The 20,109-nt window shown below is 73.6% G+C and carries 21 protein-coding genes; 13 read left to right on the top strand and 8 right to left on the bottom strand.

Annotated elements, in window-relative coordinates:
- Positions 1–107: 107 nt before the first annotated feature.
- The 3 genes from OHB00_RS15970 to OHB00_RS15980 are packed head-to-tail and all read right to left on the bottom strand — an operon-like array spanning position 108 to position 3,342.
- Positions 108–1,178, bottom strand: coding sequence for a prenyltransferase (locus OHB00_RS15970; protein WP_406435431.1), 1,071 nt, complete (start codon positions 1,176–1,178; stop codon positions 108–110).
- Complete coding sequence (locus OHB00_RS15975) at positions 1,175–1,948, bottom strand: class I SAM-dependent methyltransferase (protein WP_406435433.1); 774 nt, start codon at positions 1,946–1,948, stop codon at positions 1,175–1,177. The genes OHB00_RS15970 and OHB00_RS15975 overlap by 4 nt, the downstream gene beginning before the upstream one ends.
- On the bottom strand, positions 1,942–3,342 hold the full coding sequence (locus tag OHB00_RS15980; RefSeq protein ID WP_406435435.1) for a glycosyltransferase family 4 protein: 1,401 nt from the start codon (positions 3,340–3,342) through the stop codon (positions 1,942–1,944). Before OHB00_RS15980 ends, OHB00_RS15975 begins: the two co-directional genes overlap by 7 nt.
- Before the next feature lie 220 nt (positions 3,343–3,562).
- Here OHB00_RS15980 and OHB00_RS15985 point away from each other — a divergent pair, with 220 nt between their 5' ends.
- Together OHB00_RS15985 and OHB00_RS15990 are read left to right on the top strand one after the other, a co-directional pair.
- On the top strand, positions 3,563–4,204 hold the full coding sequence (locus tag OHB00_RS15985; RefSeq protein ID WP_406435437.1) for a TetR family transcriptional regulator: 642 nt from the start codon (positions 3,563–3,565) through the stop codon (positions 4,202–4,204).
- A 327-nt stretch (positions 4,205–4,531) separates the two neighbouring features.
- Positions 4,532–5,230 carry a maltokinase N-terminal cap-like domain-containing protein gene (locus OHB00_RS15990; RefSeq protein ID WP_406435439.1) on the top strand — a complete coding sequence of 233 codons (699 nt, stop codon included), beginning with the start codon at positions 4,532–4,534 and terminating at the stop codon, positions 5,228–5,230.
- On the opposite strand, the gene OHB00_RS15995 is transcribed toward OHB00_RS15990, so the two are convergent.
- From OHB00_RS15995 to OHB00_RS16005, 3 genes are all read right to left on the bottom strand, one after another.
- Complete coding sequence (locus tag OHB00_RS15995) at positions 5,231–5,464, bottom strand: ferredoxin (RefSeq protein WP_406435441.1); 234 nt, start codon at positions 5,462–5,464, stop codon at positions 5,231–5,233.
- A gap of 9 nt (positions 5,465–5,473) precedes the next feature.
- Complete coding sequence (locus tag OHB00_RS16000) at positions 5,474–6,931, bottom strand: aldehyde dehydrogenase (RefSeq protein ID WP_406435443.1); 1,458 nt, start codon at positions 6,929–6,931, stop codon at positions 5,474–5,476.
- 136 nt (positions 6,932–7,067) lie between these two features.
- Entirely contained in the window at positions 7,068–7,610 is a 543-nt protein-coding gene (locus tag OHB00_RS16005; protein WP_406435445.1) for a GNAT family N-acetyltransferase, read from the bottom strand.
- Between the two features lie 190 nt (positions 7,611–7,800).
- Here OHB00_RS16005 and OHB00_RS16010 point away from each other — a divergent pair, with 190 nt between their 5' ends.
- Together OHB00_RS16010 and OHB00_RS16015 are read left to right on the top strand one after the other, a co-directional pair.
- On the top strand, positions 7,801–8,871 hold the full coding sequence (locus OHB00_RS16010; protein WP_406435447.1) for an MBL fold metallo-hydrolase: 1,071 nt from the start codon (positions 7,801–7,803) through the stop codon (positions 8,869–8,871).
- Positions 8,872–8,953: 82 nt separating this feature from the next.
- Entirely contained in the window at positions 8,954–9,418 is a 465-nt protein-coding gene (locus tag OHB00_RS16015) for a nuclear transport factor 2 family protein (RefSeq protein WP_406435449.1), read from the top strand.
- An 18-nt stretch (positions 9,419–9,436) separates the two neighbouring features.
- On the opposite strand, the gene OHB00_RS16020 is transcribed toward OHB00_RS16015, so the two are convergent.
- Positions 9,437–10,018 (bottom strand): helix-turn-helix domain-containing protein, encoded by a 582-nt coding sequence (locus tag OHB00_RS16020; protein WP_406435451.1) that lies wholly within the window; start codon positions 10,016–10,018, stop codon positions 9,437–9,439.
- A gap of 256 nt (positions 10,019–10,274) precedes the next feature.
- On the opposite strand from OHB00_RS16020, the gene OHB00_RS16025 reads away from it, so the two are divergent.
- Both OHB00_RS16025 and OHB00_RS16030 read left to right on the top strand, forming a co-directional pair.
- A complete protein-coding gene (locus OHB00_RS16025) occupies positions 10,275–11,315 on the top strand; it encodes a hypothetical protein (protein ID WP_406435453.1) in 1,041 nt (346 codons plus the stop codon).
- Between the two features lie 28 nt (positions 11,316–11,343).
- Positions 11,344–11,697, top strand: a complete 354-nt coding sequence (locus OHB00_RS16030; RefSeq protein WP_406435455.1) for an antibiotic biosynthesis monooxygenase family protein — start codon at positions 11,344–11,346, stop codon at positions 11,695–11,697.
- Between the two features lie 15 nt (positions 11,698–11,712).
- On the opposite strand, the gene OHB00_RS16035 is transcribed toward OHB00_RS16030, so the two are convergent.
- Entirely contained in the window at positions 11,713–12,363 is a 651-nt protein-coding gene (locus OHB00_RS16035) for a phosphotransferase (protein WP_406435457.1), read from the bottom strand.
- 346 nt (positions 12,364–12,709) lie between these two features.
- Here OHB00_RS16035 and OHB00_RS16040 point away from each other — a divergent pair, with 346 nt between their 5' ends.
- From OHB00_RS16040 to OHB00_RS16070, 7 genes are all read left to right on the top strand, one after another.
- Complete coding sequence (locus OHB00_RS16040) at positions 12,710–13,915, top strand: prenyltransferase/squalene oxidase repeat-containing protein (RefSeq protein WP_406435459.1); 1,206 nt, start codon at positions 12,710–12,712, stop codon at positions 13,913–13,915.
- Entirely contained in the window at positions 13,912–14,538 is a 627-nt protein-coding gene (locus tag OHB00_RS16045) for an SCO2322 family protein (RefSeq protein ID WP_406435461.1), read from the top strand. Before OHB00_RS16040 ends, OHB00_RS16045 begins: the two co-directional genes overlap by 4 nt.
- Before the next feature lie 433 nt (positions 14,539–14,971).
- Positions 14,972–16,072, top strand: coding sequence for an energy-coupling factor transporter transmembrane component T (locus OHB00_RS16050; RefSeq protein WP_406445808.1), 1,101 nt, complete (start codon positions 14,972–14,974; stop codon positions 16,070–16,072).
- Positions 16,069–17,679, top strand: a complete 1,611-nt coding sequence (locus OHB00_RS16055) for an ABC transporter ATP-binding protein (RefSeq protein WP_406435463.1) — start codon at positions 16,069–16,071, stop codon at positions 17,677–17,679. The genes OHB00_RS16050 and OHB00_RS16055 overlap by 4 nt, the downstream gene beginning before the upstream one ends.
- Complete coding sequence (locus OHB00_RS16060) at positions 17,676–18,485, top strand: ECF transporter S component (protein WP_406435465.1); 810 nt, start codon at positions 17,676–17,678, stop codon at positions 18,483–18,485. The genes OHB00_RS16055 and OHB00_RS16060 overlap by 4 nt, the downstream gene beginning before the upstream one ends.
- A 337-nt stretch (positions 18,486–18,822) precedes the next feature.
- A complete protein-coding gene (locus OHB00_RS16065; RefSeq protein ID WP_406435467.1) occupies positions 18,823–19,236 on the top strand; it encodes a transglycosylase SLT domain-containing protein in 414 nt (137 codons plus the stop codon).
- Positions 19,237–19,414: 178 nt separating this feature from the next.
- A complete protein-coding gene (locus OHB00_RS16070; protein ID WP_406435469.1) occupies positions 19,415–20,101 on the top strand; it encodes a YoaK family protein in 687 nt (228 codons plus the stop codon).
- Positions 20,102–20,109 lie beyond the last annotated feature (8 nt).

A 20,109-nucleotide genomic window follows, 5' to 3' on the forward strand; every position in this document is an offset into this window, starting at 1 on the left:
AAGCGCCCCCGAAGGGGCGCGGGGCTGTGTCCATATGCGGCTCTGCCGCGTGGGCGCGACCAGCCCTCACGGCGCCGCACCCGCCGTAGCACAGTTCCCCCGCCCCACTAGGCGCAACAATCCACCTCAAGCCCAGAAGGAAGCTCCCCGCCCCCGAACACCGCGCACGTCGCGTCATGCCCCCCGAGCGCGGCGACGGCGAGCAGCAACGACCCCGCCGTCCACGTCGTCAGCTCCCGCGGCCACACCGCGTCGTCCTCGAAGACGTACCCCGTCCAGTACAGCCCCGACCCGTCGTCCCGCAGATGCTGGATGGACTGGAGTATCTCCAGCGCCCGGTCGGACTCCCCCACCGCCCACAGCGCCAGCGCCAGCTCGGCGGACTCCCCGCCCGTCACCCACGGATTGGGTATGACGCACCGCACCCCGAACCCGGGCACGACGAACCGCTCCCAGTCCTTCTCGATCCGCGCACCCGCCTCCGCACCGGTCAACGCCCCGCCCAGCACCGGGTAGTACCAGTCCATCGAGTAGCGGTCCTTGTCCAGGAACCGCTCCGGGTGCCGCCGTATCGCGTGCCGCAGCGCGCCCACCGCCAACTCCCAGTCCGGCTGCGGCTCTTCCCGCTGCTCGGCGATGGCGAGGGCACAGCGCAGCGCGTGGTGGATCGACGAACTCCCGGTCAGCAGCGCGTCGTCGGTGGCCGTGCCGTCGTCCTCGCGCCGCCAGCCGATCTCGCCGCCCGGCTGCTGCAGCCGCAGCACCCACTCGACGGCCGCGTAGACGGCGGGCCACATCCGGTCGAGGAACGTGTCGTCGCCGGTGGACAGGTAGTGGTGCCAGACGCCGACGGCGATGTAGGCGACGAAGTTGGACTCGCGGGCGCGGTCGGTGACGTCGTCGTGCGCGCCGTCGGCGTAGGCCGCGTACCAGGAGCCGTCCTCGTTCTGGTGGCGGGCGAGCCAGCTGTAGGCCCGCTCGGCGGCCGCGTGCTCCCCGGCCGCGTCCAGCGCCATCGCGGTCTCGGTGTGGTCCCAGGGGTCGAGGTGGTGCCCTCTGAACCACGGGATCGCGCCGTCCTCCCGCTGCACGGCGAGGATGCCGCGGACGGTCGCGGCGGCCTGCTCGGCGGTGAGGACCCCGGGCAGGACGAGGTGTTCTGTCCGGGGGGTGGTCACTTGGCGGCCACCTTGGCGTCGTCCGACGGGGCCGCGGCCTCGGCCTCGGTCCGGGGCAGATGCGGCTTCGTGGCGTACACGACGAAGCTCTTGCCCATGACGGGGTTCAGCGCCTGCTCGGCGACCCGCGTGGCCAGCGGCTTCTTCATGATGTCCCAGACCAGCAGCTTGTGGTACGCCCGCACCGGCAGCGCCTTGTCGTTGTCGACGCCGAACGCGCACTTCAGCCACCAGTACGGCGAGTGCAGGGCGTGCGCGTGGTGGGAGCCGTACGGCCGCAGACCGGCCTCCTTGATCTTCCCGACCAGCTCGTCGGCCTTGTAGATGCGGATGTGGCCGCCCTCGACCTCGTGGTAGGCGTCGGAGAGCGCCCAGCAGACCTTCTCGGGGCCGTAGCGGGGCACGGTGACGGCGATCCGGCCGCCGGGCTTCAGCACCCGCACCATCTCGGCGAGCACGCCCTTGTCGTCGGGGATGTGCTCCATCACCTCGGAGATGATGACCACGTCGAACGACTCGTCGGGGAAGGGGAGGGCCAGCGCGTCGCCCTCCATGGCGGTCGCGGTCGCGCCCGCCGGGGCCTCCCCGGCCTCCTTCATCGCCGCGAACCACTTGGCGACCTCGCGGATCTCCTCGGCGTTCTGGTCGAGGGCCACGACCCGGGCGCCCTGCCGGTAGCACTCGAAGGCGTGCCGGCCGGCCCCGCAGCCGAGGTCCAGGACGCGGTCGCCCGGCGCGAGCGGGAACCGGGAGAAGTCGACGGTCAGCACGTGGCCCTGCTTTCACTCTCGTGACGAACACCGGCGGAGGCCGCGGAGCGGCCGGGACTGCGGGGTGCGGGGCGGGCCGGTACGGTCTCGCCCGCTGAGCGGGCGATCGCCTCGCGGTAGTGGGCGACCGTGCCCTGTGCGGCACGCGCCCAGGTGTAGTGCCGCAGCACCCGCTCACGGCCCGCCTGGCCGAGCCGCAGCCGCAGGTCCGCATCGCCCAGCAGCCGGCCGAGCCCGGCGGCCAGCGCGCCCGCGTCGCCCGGGGGTACGGCCAGGCAGGTCTCGCCGTCGCGCCCGGCGACCTCGGGGATCGCCCCGCCGGTCGTCGCGACCAGCGGGGTGCCGGTCGCCATGGCCTCGGCGGCGGGCAGCGAGAAGCCCTCGTAGAGCGACGGCACGCAGGCCACCTCGGCAGAACGGACCAGGTCGACGAGTTCGGTGTCGGAGATGCCCTTGACGAACTCGACGGCGCCGTGCAGGCCGTACCGCTCCACGGCCTGCGCTACGGGCCCCTCGGTGGGCCGCTTGCCGACGACGACGAGGTGGGCGGCGGGGTGCTCGGTCCGTACCTTGGCGAGGGCCTCGACGAGGAAGACGAGCCCCTTGAGCGGGACGTCCGCGCTGGAGGTGGTGACGATCCGGCCGGGCACCTGGGGGACGGCGGGATTCGGCGCGAAGAGGTCGGTGTCGGCGCCGATGTGGACGACGTGGACGCGGTCCTCGCGCACGCCGAGATGGTCGACGATCTCCTGGCGGGAGGTGCCGGAGACGGTGAGCACGGAGGGCAGCCGGCGGGCGACCCGCTTCTGCATCCGGGTGAAGGCGTACCAGCGCCGTACCGAGTACCGCCGTTTCCATCCCTCGGCGGCGTCCAGCTCCAACTGCCGGTCGACGGTGATGGGATGATGGATGGTGGTGACGAGGGGTGCGCCGATGTCCCCCAACAGGCCGTATCCCAGGGTCTGGTTGTCGTGGACGACGTCGAACTCCCCGGCGCGGGCACGCAGATGGCGGCGGGCGCGCAGGGAGAAGGTCAGCGGTTCGGGGAAGCCGCCGGTCCACATGGTGGCCACTTCGAGGGCGTCGACCCAGTCCCGGTACTCGTCCCGCTTCGGCGTCCGGAAGGGGTCCGGGGAGCGGTACAGATCGAGGCTGGGCAGCTCGGTGAGGGTGAGGCCGGGGTATCCCTCGTCCAGGACGGGGTACGGCTGCGATCCGATGACCTCGACCCGGTGCCCGAGCCGGGCCAGCTCGCGCGACAGATGCCGTACGTAGACACCCTGGCCGCCGCAGAACGGGTTCCCTTTATAGGTGAGGAGCGCGATGTCGAGCGGTCGCTCGCCGTCGGCGGCGGGTTCCTCGTCGGCACCCGCCCGACTGGCCTCAGCGGTCACTCCGGGCCCCCTTCTCCCTGCACTTTCCCGTGAGGTTACGCCGGGACGCTAATCTAGAACAAGTTTCAGACTTGATCGTTCAAGAGGCTCTGAATCTACCGGCAGGTAGGGGTGGAGTGAGCAGTGGATCAGGTGATTCGCGCCACGGCGGGAACCCCTGCCATGCTGTCTGATCACTCGCCCTGAGCACTGCCCTCACCGACTGTCACGGACGGGACCCATGCCTGCGGAAGCCAAGGTGGACATCGGCGCCAGATCGGCCACCCCGCCGCTCACCGAGCGGCAGGAGGCCCGGCGCCGCCGGATCCTGCACGCGAGCGCCCAGCTGGCCAGCCGGGGCGGTTTCGACGCGGTGCAGATGCGCGAGGTGGCCGAGTCCTCCCAGGTGGCGCTGGGCACCCTGTACCGGTACTTCCCGTCCAAGGTGCATCTGCTGGTCGCGACCATGCAGGACCAGCTGGAGCACATGCACGGGACGCTGCGCAAGAAGCCGCCGGCGGGCGAGACGGCGTCCGAGCGGGTCGCCGAGACCCTGATGCGGGCCTTCCGCGCCCTCCAGCGGGAGCCGCACCTGGCCGACGCGATGGTCAGGGCCCTCACCTTCGCCGACCGCAGCGTCTCCCCCGAGGTGGACCAGGTCTCCCGGCAGACGACGGCGATCATCCTGGACGCGATGGGCCTGACCGACCCCACCCCCGCCCAGCTGTCCGCCGTCCGGGTGATCGAGCACACCTGGCACTCGGCCCTGATCACCTGGCTCTCGGGCCGCGCCTCCATCGCCCAGGTGAAGATCGACATCGAGACGGTGTGCCGCCTGATCGACCTGACGGAGCCGGACGCAAAGCCGGACGAGAAGAAGTAGGCACACGAAGACCTACGAGACGGGTTCCCTTCGCCGGCATGGTCCGGATCAGGTGATGGGGGTCGCCGTCAGGCCCTACTGCTGCCTTCCGGCCTCTCAGCCCGACCGTCGACGTCGGCACCGGCGGATGCTTGTGCATCTGCGTCACGCCTGAGTCGGCTACTCCGCTCGGACTCCCTCACTCGCCTCGTAGGCTGTTTCCAGCATAGAACGGGTAGGGCAAATGAGAACCCCCCAAGAGGGGATTTTTTGGACTTTTCCGGGCATCGCCGCGCGACCCGGGAAACCGCCTGGCGGGGCACCCTCGCCCGAACGCAGAATCCCCCCATGGCACTCATCCACCACACCACCCTCAGGCCCACCAAGCTCGAACTCCTCGCCGGCTGGCTGCCCACCCGGCCCTGGTACCACGGCTCCGCGGCACCGGAGTTGGTGAAGGCCGGCGGCTTCCGGCTCGACGACCCGGCGGGCGAGGTCGGGATCGAGTTCATGGTCGTCACCGAAAGCACAGACGACACAGACAGCACAGACGGCGCAGGAGCCACCGCGGGCGCGGCGGGCGCCCAGGGCCCGGGGGCGTACCTCGTGCCGCTCACCTACCGCGCGGCCCCGCTCGACGGCGCCGGACACGCGCTCGTGGGCACCATGGAGCACGGGGTCCTCGGCACCCGCTGGGCCTACGACGGCTGCCACGACCCGGTTCTGACCGCCGAGTTGCTCGCGCTGATCGAGGGCCGCGCACAGGCGCAGGCGCAGAGCATCACCGACACCCCCGACCGGGAGGTCGCCCGCTCCTACGCCGGCGAAGGACCCGTGGCCGGCCTCGGCGCCCCCGTCGACACCGACGACAGCACCGAGTTCGCCGTAGCGGACAGCGGGCTGGTGCTGCGGCTGCGGCGCGTGCTGACCCCCGGCTCGACCGCGCCCGAAGGCGCGGTCGGACACGTCACCGGCGCCTGGGACCAGCCGGACGGCACCCGCACCCGGTCCCTGTTCGCGGCTCTGCAGGCCCTTCCGTCCTCCTAGCTAGTCCTCCGGCGGGAACACCGGCTCCCCGCTGCCCAGCAGGGTGATCGTGATCGCCTCCACCGGGCAGTTCTCCGCCGCGTCGAGGACCTTTCCGTTGGCGTCCGTCTCCGGGTCCACGGGGTGGGACTGCATGGCGGAGTCCAGGCGGAAGGAGCCGGTGGCCCGGTGGACGCACTGGGCCGAGCCGATGCAGAGGGCGCGATCGACCTCGACGTGCCAGCGGTCACCCATGGCGGCCTCTCATCCTTCCCAGCCGGCCGGCAGGTGGATCATCTTGTGTTCGAGGAACTCGCCGTACCCCTCCGGGCCGAACTCCCGCCCGAGGCCGGAGTTCTTGTAGCCGCCGAAGGGGCCCAGCATGTCGAGGCTGAAGGTGTTCACGGAGTAGGTGCCCGTGCGGACCTGCCGTGCGACCTCGATGCCGTGGGCCACGTCGGCCGTCCAGACGCTTCCGCTCAGCCCGTAGTCCGAGTCGTTCGCGATCTTCAGGGCCTCGGACTCGTCGCCGTAGGGGAGCAGGCAGATCACCGGGCCGAAGATCTCCTCGCGGGCGATCCGCATGGAGTTGTCGACGCCGCCGAAGAGGGTGGGTTCGACGTACCAGCCCTTGTCCAGGCCCGCCGGCCGGCCGCCGCCGGTGAGGATCTTGGCGCCCTCCTCCTGGCCGATGCGGATGTAGTCCAGGTTCCGCTGCTGCTGGCGGCGCGCGACCAGCGGGCCCACCTGGGTGGCCGGGTCCAGCGGGTCGCCGACCTTCAGGGCGCTCGCCGCGGCCGCGAAGGCGTCGGCGAACTCGTCGTAGCGGGAGCGCGGGACGAGGATGCGGGTCTGGGCGACGCACGCCTGGCCGTTGTTCATCCAGGCCGCCGGGACGATGCCGGCGACGGCGGCGGCCACGTCCGCGTCCGGCAGCACGACGGCCGCCGACTTGCCTCCGAGTTCCAGGGTCACCCGGGTGAGGTTCCTCGCGGCGACCTCCATGACACGCTTGCCGGCCGCGACCGAGCCGGTGAAGGAGACCTTGTCGACGCCGGGGTGGGAGACGAGGTACTCGCTTACCTCGCGGTCCGCCGGAAGGATGGACAGCACGCCGTCCGGCAGCCCGGCCTCCTTCGTGATCTCGCCCAGGATGTACGCGTCCAGCGGCGACTCCGGGGACGGCTTGAGCACCACCGTGCAACCGGTGAGCAGCGCCGGGGCCAGCTTGGCGGCGGCCACGAACTGGGGCACGTTCCAGGGCACCACGGCCGCCACGACCCCGACCGGCTCCCGCCGCACCAGGATCTTCCCGAGCACCCCGTCGCGCGTCTCCTCGTACGTGAAGTCACGCGCGACCCTGATCGCCGCGTCCCACACCATCATCGCGCCGAGCGCCTGCGCGAGCACGCTCCAGGAGTACGGCGAACCGTTCTCGGAGGAGATCACCCGGGCGATCTCCTCGTGCCGCACCGCGATCGCGTCCTTGATGCGGGTGACGACCTCGATCCGCTCGTCGAGCGTCATCCGCGGCCAGGGCCCCTCGTCGAACGCCCGCCGCGCCACCGCCACCGCCCGGTCCACGTCCTCCCGCGAGGCATGCGGCACCCGCCCGAAGACCTCCTCGGTATGCGGAGAGACCACCTCGATGACGTCCTTGCCCAGGGGGTCGGTCAACTCCCCGCCGATGAACAACTGTCCGTGTTCCAGGAACTCGGTCATGGCGCCCCGCCACCCTTCCTGACGATGTCTCAGAACTGATACCAGTTCTAGTTGAACTAAGCCAGGCATGGGACCGAACGAGCTCTCACCAGCGCCTTTGACACACCGGGGGCTGCCACTCCACCCCCCTCACGGCTCAGGTCTTCGAGACCGGCCGCCACTCGCCGGCGAGGAGGCCGAGCAGGACCTCGTCCAGGAACTCGCCCATCACCCAGGCCGAGGAGCGCAGCACGCCCTCGCGGGCGAAGCCGTTGCGTTCGGCGGCGCGCAGCATCGCGGTGTTGTCGGCCAGCGTCTCGATCTGCAGCCGTCGCAGGCCGCGCACGACGAAGCCGTAGTGGCACAGGACCGCGACCACGTCGGTGCCGTAACCCTTGCCGCGGGCGGCCGGCAGCAGCCCCAGCCCGATGTGCGCGCAGCGGTTGTGGGTGTCGATGCCCCACAGCGTGGCGGAGCCGGCCAGCGTGCCGCCCGCCAGCTCGACCACGGAGAACCTGACGACGTCCTCCCCGCCGTGGTCCACCGTGAGCCGCGCGTCGTTCGAGCCGGGTGCGACCGGCCGCCACGGACGGCTGTCGGCCCGCGAGGAGTTGACCGCGTCGTCCCAGAGTTCGGCCCGCAGGACCGGGATGTCCTCCTCGTGCCGGGCCCTGAGCCCGACCCTGTCGCCTCTCAGCATGCGAGCTTCCTATCGGGCCGGTCCGGTCGGCGGCAAACGGATTTGCGGCCGCCCCGGCCCGTCCCGAGCCGCTCACCCTCGGCCGCCCCGCCGGACTTCGGCCACCCGCTATCTGACGTGCCATCAGTTCTCGTTATAGTGAGGCAAGGCCGTGGGGCCGGCGGGACCGGGCGGGGGCGGAGGCAGACCGATGGCGGACAGTCTGGGTGAGTCGGCGAAGGCGCGGCCGGAGGTGGCGGTGCGGGATCTCGGTGGGGGCGTGCGGTCCGTCGCCGTACCCATTCCGGACAATCCGCTCGGCTACACGCTGGTGTACGTGATGGACACCGACCGGGGGCCGGTCCTGGTCGACACCGGGTGGGACGATCCCGGGTCGTGGGACGTGCTGGAGGCGGGGCTGGCGGCGTGCGGTACCGGCGTCGGCGAGGTGCACGGAGTCGTCATCACCCATCACCATCCCGACCATCACGGGCTGTCGGGGCAGGTGCGTGAGGCGTCCGGGGCCTGGATCGCGATGCACGCGGCCGACGCGGCGATCGTGCGGCGGGCCCGGGAGACCCGGCCGGAGCGGTGGTTCACGTACATGGCGGCGAAGCTGACGGCCGCCGGAGCGCCGGACGAGCACGTGGCGCCGCTGCGCGACGGGCCCCGCCGCCGAAGCACGCCGCCCGGCCTGGCCCCCGCCCTCCCCGACCGTGAGATCCTCCCCGGCGAGCTCCTCGACCTCCCGGGCCGCCGGCTGCGCGCCGTCTGGACGCCGGGACACACGCCCGGCCATGTCTGCCTGCACCTGGAGGAGGAGCATCCCGCCCGGCTCCCCGGCCATGGGCGGCTGTTCTCCGGCGACCACCTGCTCCCCGAGATCACCCCGCACATCGGCCTCTACGAGGACCCCGACGACGCGACCGTCACCGACCCCCTCGGCGACTACCTCGACTCCCTGGAACGCGTCGGCCGCCTCGCCCCCGCCGAGGTGCTCCCGGCCCACCAGCACACCTTCACGGACGCGCCGGGGCGGGTCCGGGAGCTGCTCGCCCACCACGAGGAGCGCCTCGCCGGTCTGCTCTCGCTCCTCCAGCAGCCGCTCACGCCCTGGCAGTTGGCCGTGCGAATGGAGTGGAACCGGCCCTGGGAGCAGATCCCGTACGGCTCGCGCAACATCGCCGTCTCGGAGGCCGAGGCCCATCTGCGGCGCCTGGTGAAGCAGGGCCGGGCGGAGGCGGTGGCGGGGAGCGAGCCGGTCACCTACGTGGCCGCGTAAACCGTTCAGGTGGCCCTGCAGACCGTTCACGTGGCCGTGAAAATCGTTCGGCGGCCTGCCCCTTCGGCTGTTAGACAGCCTCATGGACCCCTTGGAACGGCTCCTCGCCGAACGCGCCTGCGAGCGTCTCGTCATCGACTTCGTCCGCCGTCTCGATCTCGGCGAACCGTCCTCCGTGGCCGAGCTGTTCACCGCGGACGGCTGGTGGGAGTGGCCGCCGCCCGGGGACGGGCGGCGGGCCGAGGGGCGGGCGGCGCTCGCCGCGTACTTCGGCTCCCGGCCGCCGGGCCGGCTCTCCCGGCGCGTGATGTCCAACATCCTCGTCACGGTGACGGGACCGGAGACGGCGACCGCCACGTCCTACTTCCAGACGTACCGGGTCGACGGTCACGACGGGGGACGCGACGGCGGAATGGTGCCGGCCGGGCCGCCCGTGCAGGTCGGTCACTACGAGGACCGGTTCCGGTGCCTCGACGGCGGCTGGCTGCTGGCGTCCCGGACCCTGGTGCTGCCGTTCGGCGGGCCGACGCCCACGGCGGGCGGCTGAAGCCCGCCTGCCCGAGGCTCAGTTGACGGCACCCTCGGCGGTGATGAGCATCTCCGCCAGGTCGGCGAGAGTGGCCAGCTGGCGGGCGTTCATCTGCGGGGCGCGGGCCGCCAGGCGGACCAGGCCGCTCTCGCGGAGCCGGGAGAGCGGGTCGGCCCGCACTTCCAGGCCCTGCAGCACCGGCTGGAGCGCCTCGTGCAGCGCCTCGGGCTCGTCGGCGGTGAAGAACCCCGCCGGCAGACCGAAGAACCGCCGCAGCCGGTCGATGTGTTCGAGGCTCGGCAGTCCGCTCTTGCGCCACTCGCTCAGCCACTGCCTGCTGGTGCCGGCGATCGCCGCGAGCTCGCCCAGCGAGTACCGCTTGCCGTCGGGACGGCGCCGGTTCTCGCGGATGAAGTCCAGCCGCTGCCGCACCCGTTCGGCGAGCCCCACCTCCGGCGCGGCCCCGCCGGCGAGGAGTTCGGTGACCACCGCGACCGGGATCCCGGTGCGGTACGACAGGTCGGCCACGTCCAGCACCTCGAAGAGCCGTCCGGGACGTCCGGTCAGCTCCCCGAGCCGTTCCAGTACGCCGGCCAGCGGGACATGGGCGTCACTCACCAAGGTCCCCCTGGACACACGTGGTTGGTCGGTCGGCCGAGCAGACGCGAGGCTATCGAATCACCGGTGCCGCCCACCAGACATGACAAGGACCACTGCCCAAGGGGGCAGTAATCGTTGACATGTGACGGATCGACACGAAAGGATCACATCACCAGGCCACGGTCGAACCTACCCGTCCCTGGTGCCGCCCGTGGGGGAGCGGCATCCGGGGCGACCAGCCGCCCGCCTCCTCCCCAGAAGGTGAGGCGAACCGATGCCGCAGCCCGTCCTGCTCCTCGGTGCCGGCCGCCGGCGCGCGTACGACGAGTTCGTGCTGACGCGCATCGCCGCGGCCCGTCCGGTGCTGCTGGTGGACGCCGCGCCGCCCGACTGGGCACAGCCGTACCTGGCCGGCCACCTCGCGGCGGACCCCGGCAAGGGCGGCGCCACGGCGTCGGCCGTGATGCGGTTCGCGGCCCGGCACCGGGTCCGCGGCGTGCTGACCCACTCGGGCGAGTACGCGGTCGTCGCCGCCAGGATCGCCGGGCAGTTGGGGCTGCCCGGCGCCTCCCTCGCCGCGGCCGTCGCCTGTGGCGACCCGCCCGCGCTGCGCGCGTTCCCGGCCGGCCACACCGTTGCCACCGGTGACCCGGGTGACCCCGGGGCGCCCCGTGTCTCGGCCGAGACGGTCGTCCTCGACGGCGAGATCCGCATCGCCGCCATCACCCGTACGACCCTGGGCCCGGCGCCCGCCCGGCAGCCGCTGCGGCACACCGTGCACGCCCACGACGGCCTGCTGCACAACCGTTTCCTGCGCCTGGCCGTCGACCGCACCGTGCACGCCCTCGGCGTCGACCGGGGTGTCCTGCACATCGGCCTCACTCTCACCGACCGCGGCCCCCGGGTCACCGACGTCGCCCCGTATCTGCCGGGCGACCTGATCCCGCTCCTCGTCCGGCGGGCCACCGGCGTCGATCTCGCCCAGGCCGAGGCCGCCCTGGCCACCGGCGAGGTGCCGGACACGACGCCCACCCGGCAGCGGGCGGCGGCGATCCAGTTCGCCTACCCGGCCGCCACCGGCCGCCTCGACCGCCTCGACCTCTCCCCCGACGCCGCCCAGGAGCCCGGCGCCGACCGCATGCTCCTCACCCAGCACACCGGCAACCACGTCACCGCCGGCCCGCACGCCACCGTCGCCGACCGGCTGGCCCTGTGGGTGGCGGTCGGCGAGACCCCCGCCGGCTGCGACGACGCGCTGCGCCGCATGGCCCGCCACCTGTCGGCGGGCATCGCACCGCTCGCGAACGCGGCCTGACACCGCGCCGGCGCCCTATGGTGGCGCCATGACCCAGCACTCGCAAGCGCCTGTCGCGCCCGTCGAGGCCTACGAACCCCCCTACTACGTGGCTGTCTTCACCGCGGTGCGGACCGAGGACCAGAGCGGCTACGGCGAGACGGACGCGCGCATGGAAGAGCTGGTGAAGGACATCCCCGGGTACCTGGGTATGGACCACGCGCAGACCCCCGGCGGGCTGGGCATCACCGTCGGGTACTTCCGTGACGCCGACGCCCTCACCCAGTGGCGGACCAACGCGGAGCACCGCGCGGCGCAGAAGCGCGGGCGGGCCGAGTGGTACGAGAGCTACACCCTGCATGTGGCGAAAGTGGAGCGGAGTCACAGCTTCGCGCGCGGGTAGCCCTGCGCCGCGACGCTAGAAGGCGATCGCCCGGACCAACTCCCGTGCCGCTGCGAGCACTTCGACTTCCCCTCGACTCATCGTCGGATTGGCCGCCCGCCGTCGCAGCGCCTCCGCCAGTCCCTCCTCGGTCAGCTCGCCCGGATCGGCGAGCAGGGCCGTCAGCAGGTCGTGTGCCAACGGATATGCGCCCAGGGCCACTTGGGCGAGGATCACCGCGGACATCCCCCAGTCGAGCCCGGGCGGCCCGTCCTCGGCGTTGGTCCAGTCGATGACCCGCGGGCCGTCGGGGGTCAGCATCACGTTGTCCGGATGCAGGTCCAGATGGAGGACCCGGGCGCCGGGGCGGGCCGGATCCCGGCCGGGCACGGCGTGCAGCCGCCGCAGCAGCGAGGCGAGCAGCGCGCCGCCCTCCCCGGCGCCCATCTCCCCCGCCAGCAGCGCCGCGAGCATGGTCGGCCCGGACAGCCGCTCCATGACCAGTTCGGTACGGGACGCGGAGGGCCGCACCCGGGGCGCCGGATACCCGTGCTCCCGTACGTACGTCATCACCGCGCCCTCGGCGGCCGCGTCACCCCAGCCGTCCCGGTCCCGGCGCAGCACCCACGCCTCGTCGAGCTCGTACACGTCGGCCGAACGCCCCGACCCGAGCAGTCTCCCCGTCATGGCATGACCATAACGAGACGGTCCAGCCTCCTTCGCACCGCACAGCCCCCTCTCAGCCTTCCGCGGGCGACCGGTAAGGTAGCTGGGTCGTCATCACCCGTACGGGGGAAGCCGGTGCAATTCCGGCGCTGGCCCTTCCCCACATCTCGGCTTCGCTCGAACCGGGGACACCCCTGTCCGTGCGCCACAGACCCGCTGTGGCGAGCCGGACCACCCCGCCCGGGACGTTGATCGGCTCAGGTGCGCCGGCACCCGTCGTCGCACGGCACCGTCGAGGTTTACGGAGCCGAGCCGCCGGGGTGTCCCGTGCTGCCCGGCTCCCCGCAGGGAGAGGCACCCGCCGACCATGACCGTCCTCCGCCGCACCGCCGGAGTGCTGGCCGCCACCGCCGTCATCGGTACCGCCACACCCGCGACGACCGCACTGGCCGCCGACGCCCCGTCCGCGTCCGCGTCGGCGGTCCTCCCGTCAGGTCTGTACGGCAGCTCGGACCCCCGGTACGACGGCGTCTGGCGCCAGTCCCTCGCCCTGCTGGCCCAGCGCGCGGTGGGGGTGACCCCGGCCGCGAAGGCGGTGGACTGGCTGGCCGGGCAGCAGTGCGCGAACGGCTCGTTCGCCGCGTTCCGCGCCGAGCCGACGGCGGCCTGCGACACCAAGGTGACCGTCGACACCAACAGCACGGCGGCCGCCGTACAGGCGCTGAAGGCGGCCGGCGGGCACGACGCCGCCGCGGACAAGGCCGTGATCTGGCTGAAGTCGGTGCAGAACAAGGACGGCGGCTGGGGCTACACCCCGGGCTCGCCCAGCGACACCAACTCCACCGCCGTGGTGATCGGCGCGCTCACGGCGGCCGGTGAGAGCGCGGACAGGTCGCCGTACGGCCTCCTGTCCAAGTGGTCGGTGCCCTGCGGCCAGGACGGCGGCGGCGCCCTCGCGTACCAGCCGGACAAGCAGGGGAAGCTGACCGCCAACGCCGACGCGACCGCGGCCGGGGTGCTCGGCGCCCTCGGCAAGGGGTTCGTGACGACGGCCGGCAAAGCCCCGGCGGCGGGCCGTGGCTGCGCCGGCTCCGGCAAGGAACTCACCCGGGAGGAGGTGGCCCGCAACGGCGCCGCGTACCTGGCGGACGCCACGTCGGGGACGGGCCACCTCGTCTCCGCACTCGCTGGAGCCAAGTCCCAGCCGGACTACGGCAACACCGCCGACGCGGTCGTCGCCATGGCCGCGCGGGGCTGGACGGAGCAGGCGCGGAAGCCGTACGCCTGGCTGGAGGCGCACGCCGCGCGATGGGCGGAGCAGAGCGGGCCCGCGGCCTGGGCCGAGCTGATCCTCGCCGCGCACGCGATGGGCGCGGACCCGCGTGCCTTCGGCGGCACGAACCTGGTGACGGCGCTGAACGCGACGGGACCGGCCCCGCGGTCGGCTGCGCGGCACACCGAGGAGAAGGCGAAGTCCGGCACCGGCGTGTGGTGGGTCGTCGGCACCGGTCTCGTCGCCGGCATCGGCATCGGCTTCCTGTTCAGCGGGCGCCGGAAGCAGCAGCAGCTGTGACCGCGGCCCGCCGTGCGGCGCTGCTGCTCCTGGCCGCGCTGACGCTGTACGCGGCCGCCGCGGGGCCGGCGGCGGCCACCGGCTACCGCTACTGGTCCTTCTGGGAGCGGGACGGCGCGCGCTGGACGTACGCCACGCAGGGGCCCTCGACCACGCGGCCCGCCGACGGCTCGGTCGAGGGTCTCCGGTTCGCGGTGAGCGAGGACTCGGGGGACGCGTCGCGGCCGCGCGGCACGGCGGACTTCGGGACGATCTGCGCGCAGACGCCTGCCGTCGGGGGCCGGAAGCGGGTGGGGCTGGTCGTCGACTTCGGTACGACGGCGGACGCGCCCTCGGGGGAACGGCCGCCGGCTCGGCGGACGGCCTGCGCGGTGGTGTCCGAGGACGCGACGACGGCGGAGGCACTGGCGACGGTGGCGAAGCCGCTGCGGTACGACACGAACGCGTTGCTGTGTGCGATCGGGGGGTATCCGGCGCGCGGGTGCGGGGAGAAGGTGGCGGCGGGGGCCGGGGGTACGACGTCGGGCGGCGGACCGTCGCTGGGACTGGTGGCCGGTGCGGGAGTCGTCATGGTCCTCGCCGCGGGAGCCTTCTGGCAGACACGGCGGCGCAGAAATGCCTGACACCGCGGGCCGGTGGGGACTTCTCGCGCAGTTCCCCGCGCCCCTGACGGGGCACGTCCTGGCTGCGGGCAGTCGCGCCACCGCGGGCCGGTGGGGGCTGACCGCGCGGTTCCCCGCGCCCCTGACGGGGCACGTCCTGGCTGCGGGCAGTCGTGCCACCGCGGGCCGGTGGGGACTTCTCGCGCGGTTCCCCGCGCCCCTGACGGGGCACGTCCTGACTGCGGGCAGTCGCGCCACCGCGGGCCGGTGGGGGCTGACCGCGCGGTTCCCCGCGCCCCTTACGGGGCGCTGCGGTCCCCTGCACAGCCTGCGGGCAGTCGTGCCGCTGGGGCGATGGGGGTCCCCCCGTGCGAGCGAAGCCGAGCGTGGGGGAGGGTGGGCGCTGGGGGTACCCCCTCTGGGGGAGGCACCCCGCAAGCGCGGGCGAGCGGCCCTGCCCCCGCGCCGGCCCCCGCGCTCCCGCGCCGTGCACCCCGGTGCCTGGTGGCTCTGGTCCCTCTCCCTCGGTGTCGCCGCGTCCCGGACCACCAACCCCCTCCTCCTCGCCCTCCTCATCACGGTCACCGCCTACGTCGTGGCCGCCTGCCGAACCCGGTCCGCCCCCTGGTCCCGCTCCTACGCCGCCTTCGCCAGGCTCGCCCTCGCCGTCCTCCTCGTCCGCCTCGCCTTCACCGTCGTCCTCGGCTCCCCCGTCCCCGGCGCGCACACCCTCGTCACCCTCCCCGAAGTGCCGCTCCCCCACTGGGCGCAGGGCATCCGCCTCGGCGGCAAGGTCACCGCCGAGGCGCTCGCCTTCGCCCTCTACGACGGCCTCAGGATCGCCACTCTCCTCGTCTGCGTCGGTGCCGCGAACGCGCTCGCCCACCCGGCCCGGCTGCTCAAGTCCCTCCCCGGCGCCCTGTACGAGCTGGGCGTGGCCGCCGTCGTCGCCCTCACCTTCGCGCCGCACCTGGTCGCCGACGTGCAGCGGCTGCGGGCCGCCCGCCGGCTGCGCGGCCGCCCCGACTCCGGCGTCCGTGGCCTGCTGCAGGTCGGACTCCCGGTCCTGGAGGGCGCGTTGGAGCGTTCGGTCGCCCTCGCCGCCGCCATGGACGCGCGCGGGTACGGCCGCAGCGCCGACGTCCCGGACCGGGTCCGCCGTACGACGGCCGCGCTCACCCTCGGCGGTCTGCTCGGCGTCTGCGCGGGGACCTACGGGCTGCTCGCCGCCGAGGGCGGCGGCTACGGCCTGCCCGTGCTGCTGGCCGGGGTGGCCGCCGCGCTGGCGGGGCTGCGGCTCGGCGGCCGGCGTTCGCCGCGCACCCGCTACCGGCCGGACCCCTGGGACGCGCGGGCCTGGCTGGTGTCCGGGGCGGGCGCCGCCGTGGCCGCCCTGCTCACCCTGGCGTCGGTCCGCGATCCGGACGCCCTGCGTCCCGGGGTCGTACCGCTTGTCGCCCCCACGCTTCCGCTGTGGCCCGCGGCCGCCGTGCTGCTCGGCCTGCTGCCCGCCCTGATCCTTCCCGAGGCCCTTTCCAAGGAGGAGCCGTCGTGATCCGCTTCGAAGACGTCTCCGTCACCTACGACGGCGCGGCCCGACCCGCCGTCCAGGGCGTCGACTTCGAGGTGCCGGAGGGTGAACTCGTCCTTCTGGTCGGCCCGTCCGGCACCGGCAAGTCGACGGTTCTGAACTCCGTGAGCGGGCTCGTGCCGCACTTCACCGGCGGCACCCTGCGCGGCCGGGTGACGGTCGCCGGCCGGGACACCCGTACCCACCGGCCGCGCGAACTCGCCGACGTCGTCGGCACGGTGGGCCAGGATCCGCTCGCCCATTTCGTCACCGACACGGTGGAGGACGAGCTCGCCTACGGGATGGAGTCGCTGGGGATCGCCCCGGCCGTGATGCGGCGGCGGGTGGAGGAGACCCTGGATCTGCTGGGGCTGGCCGAGCTGCGGGACCGGGCGATCGGCACGCTCTCGGGCGGGCAGCGGCAGCGGGTCGCGATCGGGTCGGTGCTCACCCCGCATCCCGCGGTCCTGGTGCTCGACGAGCCGACCTCCGCCCTGGACCCCGCCGCCGCCGAGGAGGTGCTGGCCGTGCTCCAGCGGCTGGTGCACGACCTGGGGACGACGGTGCTGCTGGCCGAGCACCGGCTGGAGCGGGTGGTGCAGTACGCCGACCGGGTCGTGCTGCTCCCGGGGGACGGGGCCGCGCCGGTGTGCGGGACGCCCGCCGAGGTGATGGCCGTGTCGCCGGTGTGTCCGCCGGTGGTGGAGCTGGGCCGGCTGGCCGGCTGGTCGCCGCTGCCGATGACCGTGCGGGACGCCCGGCGCCGGGCGGCGGCGTCCGGGCTGCGGGACCGCCTCGCCGGGCGGGTCCCGGAGCAGCGGTCCGCGGCGGGCCCCGCGGCCGCCCTCGCCGAGGTCCGCTCCCTCGCCGTCCGCCGGGACCGGGTCGACGCACTGCGGGGCGTCGATCTCACCGTCGCCCCCGGGGAGACCATCGCCCTCATGGGGCGCAACGGTGCCGGGAAGTCCACGCTGCTGGGCGCCCTGGTCGGGCTGGTCGCGCCGGGCTCCGGCGCGGTGCGGGTCGGTGGCGCGGTCCCGCACCGCACCCGCCCGCGTGACCTCGTCCGCCTCGTCGGCATGGTCCCGCAGGAACCCCGTGACCTGCTGTACGCCGACACGGTCGGTGCCGAGTGCGCGGCCGCCGACCGGGACGCGGGGGCGGCGGCCGGTACCTGCCGGGGGCTCGTGTCCGGTCTGCTGCCCGGGGTCGGGGACGACACGCACCCCCGTGATCTCTCCGAGGGGCAGCGGCTGGCCCTCGCGCTCGCCGTCGTCCTCACCGCCCGGCCGCCGCTGGTCCTCCTCGACGAGCCGACCCGGGGCCTGGACTACGCGGCGAAGGCCCGGCTGGTGGGTGTGTTGCGCGGGCTCGCCGCCGACGGGCACGCGATCGTGCTGGCCACGCACGACGTGGAGCTGGCCGCGGAGCTCGCGCACCGGGTGGTGCTGCTCGCGGAGGGTGAGGTCATCGCGGACGGGCCGACCGACGACATCGTCGTCTCCTCGCCGTCCTTCGCACCGCAGGTGACGAAGATCCTCGCGCCCGAGCGGTGGCTCACCGTGGCCCAGGTCCGGGAGGCGCTGGCATGACCGGCCCGGTGCGGCTCGGCCCCCGCTCCCTCGTGGCCCTTCTCCTCGTCAGCGCCGTCGGGGTGGTCGCCGTCGGCTGGCCCTTCCTCGCCCCGCCCTCCTCCCGGATCGCCTCGCACGCCCAGGACGCGCCCTGGCTCTTCGCCGGCCTGCTGGTGCTGCTGGTCGCGGTGCTGGCGGCGACGATCGCGGAGTCGGGGCTCGGTCCGAAGGCGGTCGCCATGCTGGGCGTGCTGGCCGCGACCGGGGCGGCGCTGCGGCCGGTCGGTGCCGGCACCGCCGGGATCGAGCCGATGTTCTTCCTGATGGTGCTGAGCGGGCGGGTGCTCGGGCCGGGCTTCGGGTTCACCCTGGGCTCGCTCACCATGTTCGCGTCGGCGCTGCTCACCGGCGGGGTGGGGCCTTGGCTGCCGTTCCAGATGCTGGCGATGGGCTGGTTCACGATGGGGGCCGGTCTGCTGCCGGGGCCGGAGCGGCTGCGGGGGCGGGGAGAGCTCGCGCTGCTCGCGCTCTACGGCTTTGTGGCCGCGTTCGCCTACGGCGCGGTCGTCGACCTGGCCGGCTGGCCGCTGCTGAGCGGCACCGCGTCGGACATCGCCTTCGACCCGCATGCCGGGCCGGCCGCCAACCTGGCCCGTTTCCTCGCCTACAGCCTGGCCACCGCCATGGGCTGGAACCTGGGCCGGGCCCTGTGCACGGTCGTGCTCACCCTGGTTCTCGGTCCGGCGCTGCTGCGGGCGCTGCGCCGGGCCACTCGGAGGGCCGCCTTCGAGACCGCGGTCACATTCGACGGTCCCGGGACGTGAGGCGTCGTACGCGCGCGGTGACGGGACCGGTGAAGCACCCCACATGACGCACGTCACCTACGATCCGGAACAGTAGTCAGACCTTTCCGTTATGTCCGTTTCGCCACCCTTACTGACCTGCGGTTTGAGAGCCACGCCACACGACGGACCATCGCCACTTATGCGACCACCACTAGTAAAAGGGGTGATTGCGGACGGGGTTCCGGCCTGCTTCTCTGGACGACGTCGCCAGGCACCACGAGCCCACAGCGGGCCGCGGCGCCGACGCACACGGACCGCCCCGCGGGTGGTTCCGGAGCACACGGCGACTCCCTGTCCCCGACGAACGAGGTTCTCCGTGTCCGTGTCCTTCATCCGCCGCATCGCTTCCCCGAAGAAGGCCCTCACCACCGCCGCCGTGGCAGCTGCCGCCGCCGGCATGGCCCTGACCGCGGCGCCCGCCCAGGCCGCCCCCGCGTCGGCCTCCTCCGCCCAGGCGATCGCGCACAAGATGATTCCGGACGCCGCGCAGTTCAACGCGTTCAGCAAGATCGTCGAGCACGAGAGTGGCTGGAACCCCTCCGCCACCAACTCCTCCTCCGGCGCCTACGGCCTGGTCCAGGCCCTGCCCGGCTCGAAGATGTCGTCTGCCGGCTCCGACTGGAAGACCAACCCCGCCACCCAGATCAAGTGGGGTCTGGACTACATGAACTCCCGCTACGGCAGCCCGACCGCCGCCTGGAGCTTCTGGCAGGCCAACGGCTGGTACTGAGCCGGCCGGACCGCGCGCCCGCGGTCGATCGCGGCCGAGCCACGCACCCGCCGCCGATCCCCGGCGCCGCGCGCCCCTGAACCACGGCACCCTCGCCTCCCTCCTCCTGGGCGAGGGTGCCGCCGTATGCCCGGACGTGGTGCACTGGGCCCGGAGCCAGCCACCCGCCGGAGGAACGATGACGACGGCCACCCCGCCCCGCGACCCCGAGACCCGCGGTGTGCGGCTGGTGGCCGTACTGCTGGCGCTGATGCTGGTGAGCGGCCTGATCGACGCCGTCAGCTATCTCGGGCTGGGCCATGTCTTCACCGCCAACATGACCGGCAACGTGGTGATCCTCGGCTTCGCGGCCGCCGGGACGCCCGGCTTCTCCGTCCCCCGCTCGGCGACGTCGCTGGCCGCCTTCCTGCTGGGAGCGGCGGTGGGCGGCCGGGTCGCGGCCCGGTTCGGCGCCGGCTCCCGCCGGCGGTGGACGCGGGTGACCCTGGCCGTGGAGGCGGCCCTGCTGGCCGTCTCGGCAGTGGCCGCCCTCGCCTGGTCCGGCACCACGGCGACCAGGTACGTCCTGATCACGCTGACCGCCTTCGCGATGGGCCTGCGCAACGCGAACGTCCGCAAGCTGGGCGTGCGCGACCTCACGGCGACCACGGTCCTCACCACCACCCTGACCGGACTTCTCTCCGAGTCCCGCCTCGGCGACGGCAGCAGCGACCGCTCCCCGCGCCGCGCGGCCGCGGTCGCCGCGCTGTTCGCCGGCGCCGTCCTGGGCGCCTGGCTGATCCTCCGCCACAGTCCGGGGGTCCCGCTGGCCGTGGCCGCGGCCGTGTCCGGGGCACTCGCGCTGATCGCCTCGGGGCGGGAGTGACGTCGCGT

It is taken from the genome of Streptomyces sp. NBC_00631 (genome assembly GCF_045206895.1).
In the GTDB taxonomy this organism is placed as follows: Bacteria; Actinomycetota; Actinomycetes; order Streptomycetales; family Streptomycetaceae; genus Streptomyces.

Coding starts and splice junctions, on each gene's coding strand:
- OHB00_RS16010 (WP_406435447.1), top strand. CDS start 7,801: ATGGCGGACAGTCTGGGTGAGTCGGCGAAGGCGCGGCCGGAGGTGGCG.
- OHB00_RS16015 (WP_406435449.1), top strand. CDS start 8,954: ATGGACCCCTTGGAACGGCTCCTCGCCGAACGCGCCTGCGAGCGTCTC.
- OHB00_RS16040 (WP_406435459.1), top strand. CDS start 12,710: ATGACCGTCCTCCGCCGCACCGCCGGAGTGCTGGCCGCCACCGCCGTC.
- OHB00_RS15990 (WP_406435439.1), top strand. CDS start 4,532: ATGGCACTCATCCACCACACCACCCTCAGGCCCACCAAGCTCGAACTC.
- OHB00_RS15985 (WP_406435437.1), top strand. CDS start 3,563: ATGCCTGCGGAAGCCAAGGTGGACATCGGCGCCAGATCGGCCACCCCG.
- OHB00_RS16005 (WP_406435445.1), bottom strand. CDS start 7,610: ATGCTGAGAGGCGACAGGGTCGGGCTCAGGGCCCGGCACGAGGAGGAC.
- OHB00_RS16025 (WP_406435453.1), top strand. CDS start 10,275: ATGCCGCAGCCCGTCCTGCTCCTCGGTGCCGGCCGCCGGCGCGCGTAC.
- OHB00_RS15995 (WP_406435441.1), bottom strand. CDS start 5,464: ATGGGTGACCGCTGGCACGTCGAGGTCGATCGCGCCCTCTGCATCGGC.
- OHB00_RS16070 (WP_406435469.1), top strand. CDS start 19,415: ATGACGACGGCCACCCCGCCCCGCGACCCCGAGACCCGCGGTGTGCGG.
- OHB00_RS16000 (WP_406435443.1), bottom strand. CDS start 6,931: ATGACCGAGTTCCTGGAACACGGACAGTTGTTCATCGGCGGGGAGTTG.
- OHB00_RS16030 (WP_406435455.1), top strand. CDS start 11,344: ATGACCCAGCACTCGCAAGCGCCTGTCGCGCCCGTCGAGGCCTACGAA.
- OHB00_RS16060 (WP_406435465.1), top strand. CDS start 17,676: ATGACCGGCCCGGTGCGGCTCGGCCCCCGCTCCCTCGTGGCCCTTCTC.
- OHB00_RS16035 (WP_406435457.1), bottom strand. CDS start 12,363: ATGACGGGGAGACTGCTCGGGTCGGGGCGTTCGGCCGACGTGTACGAG.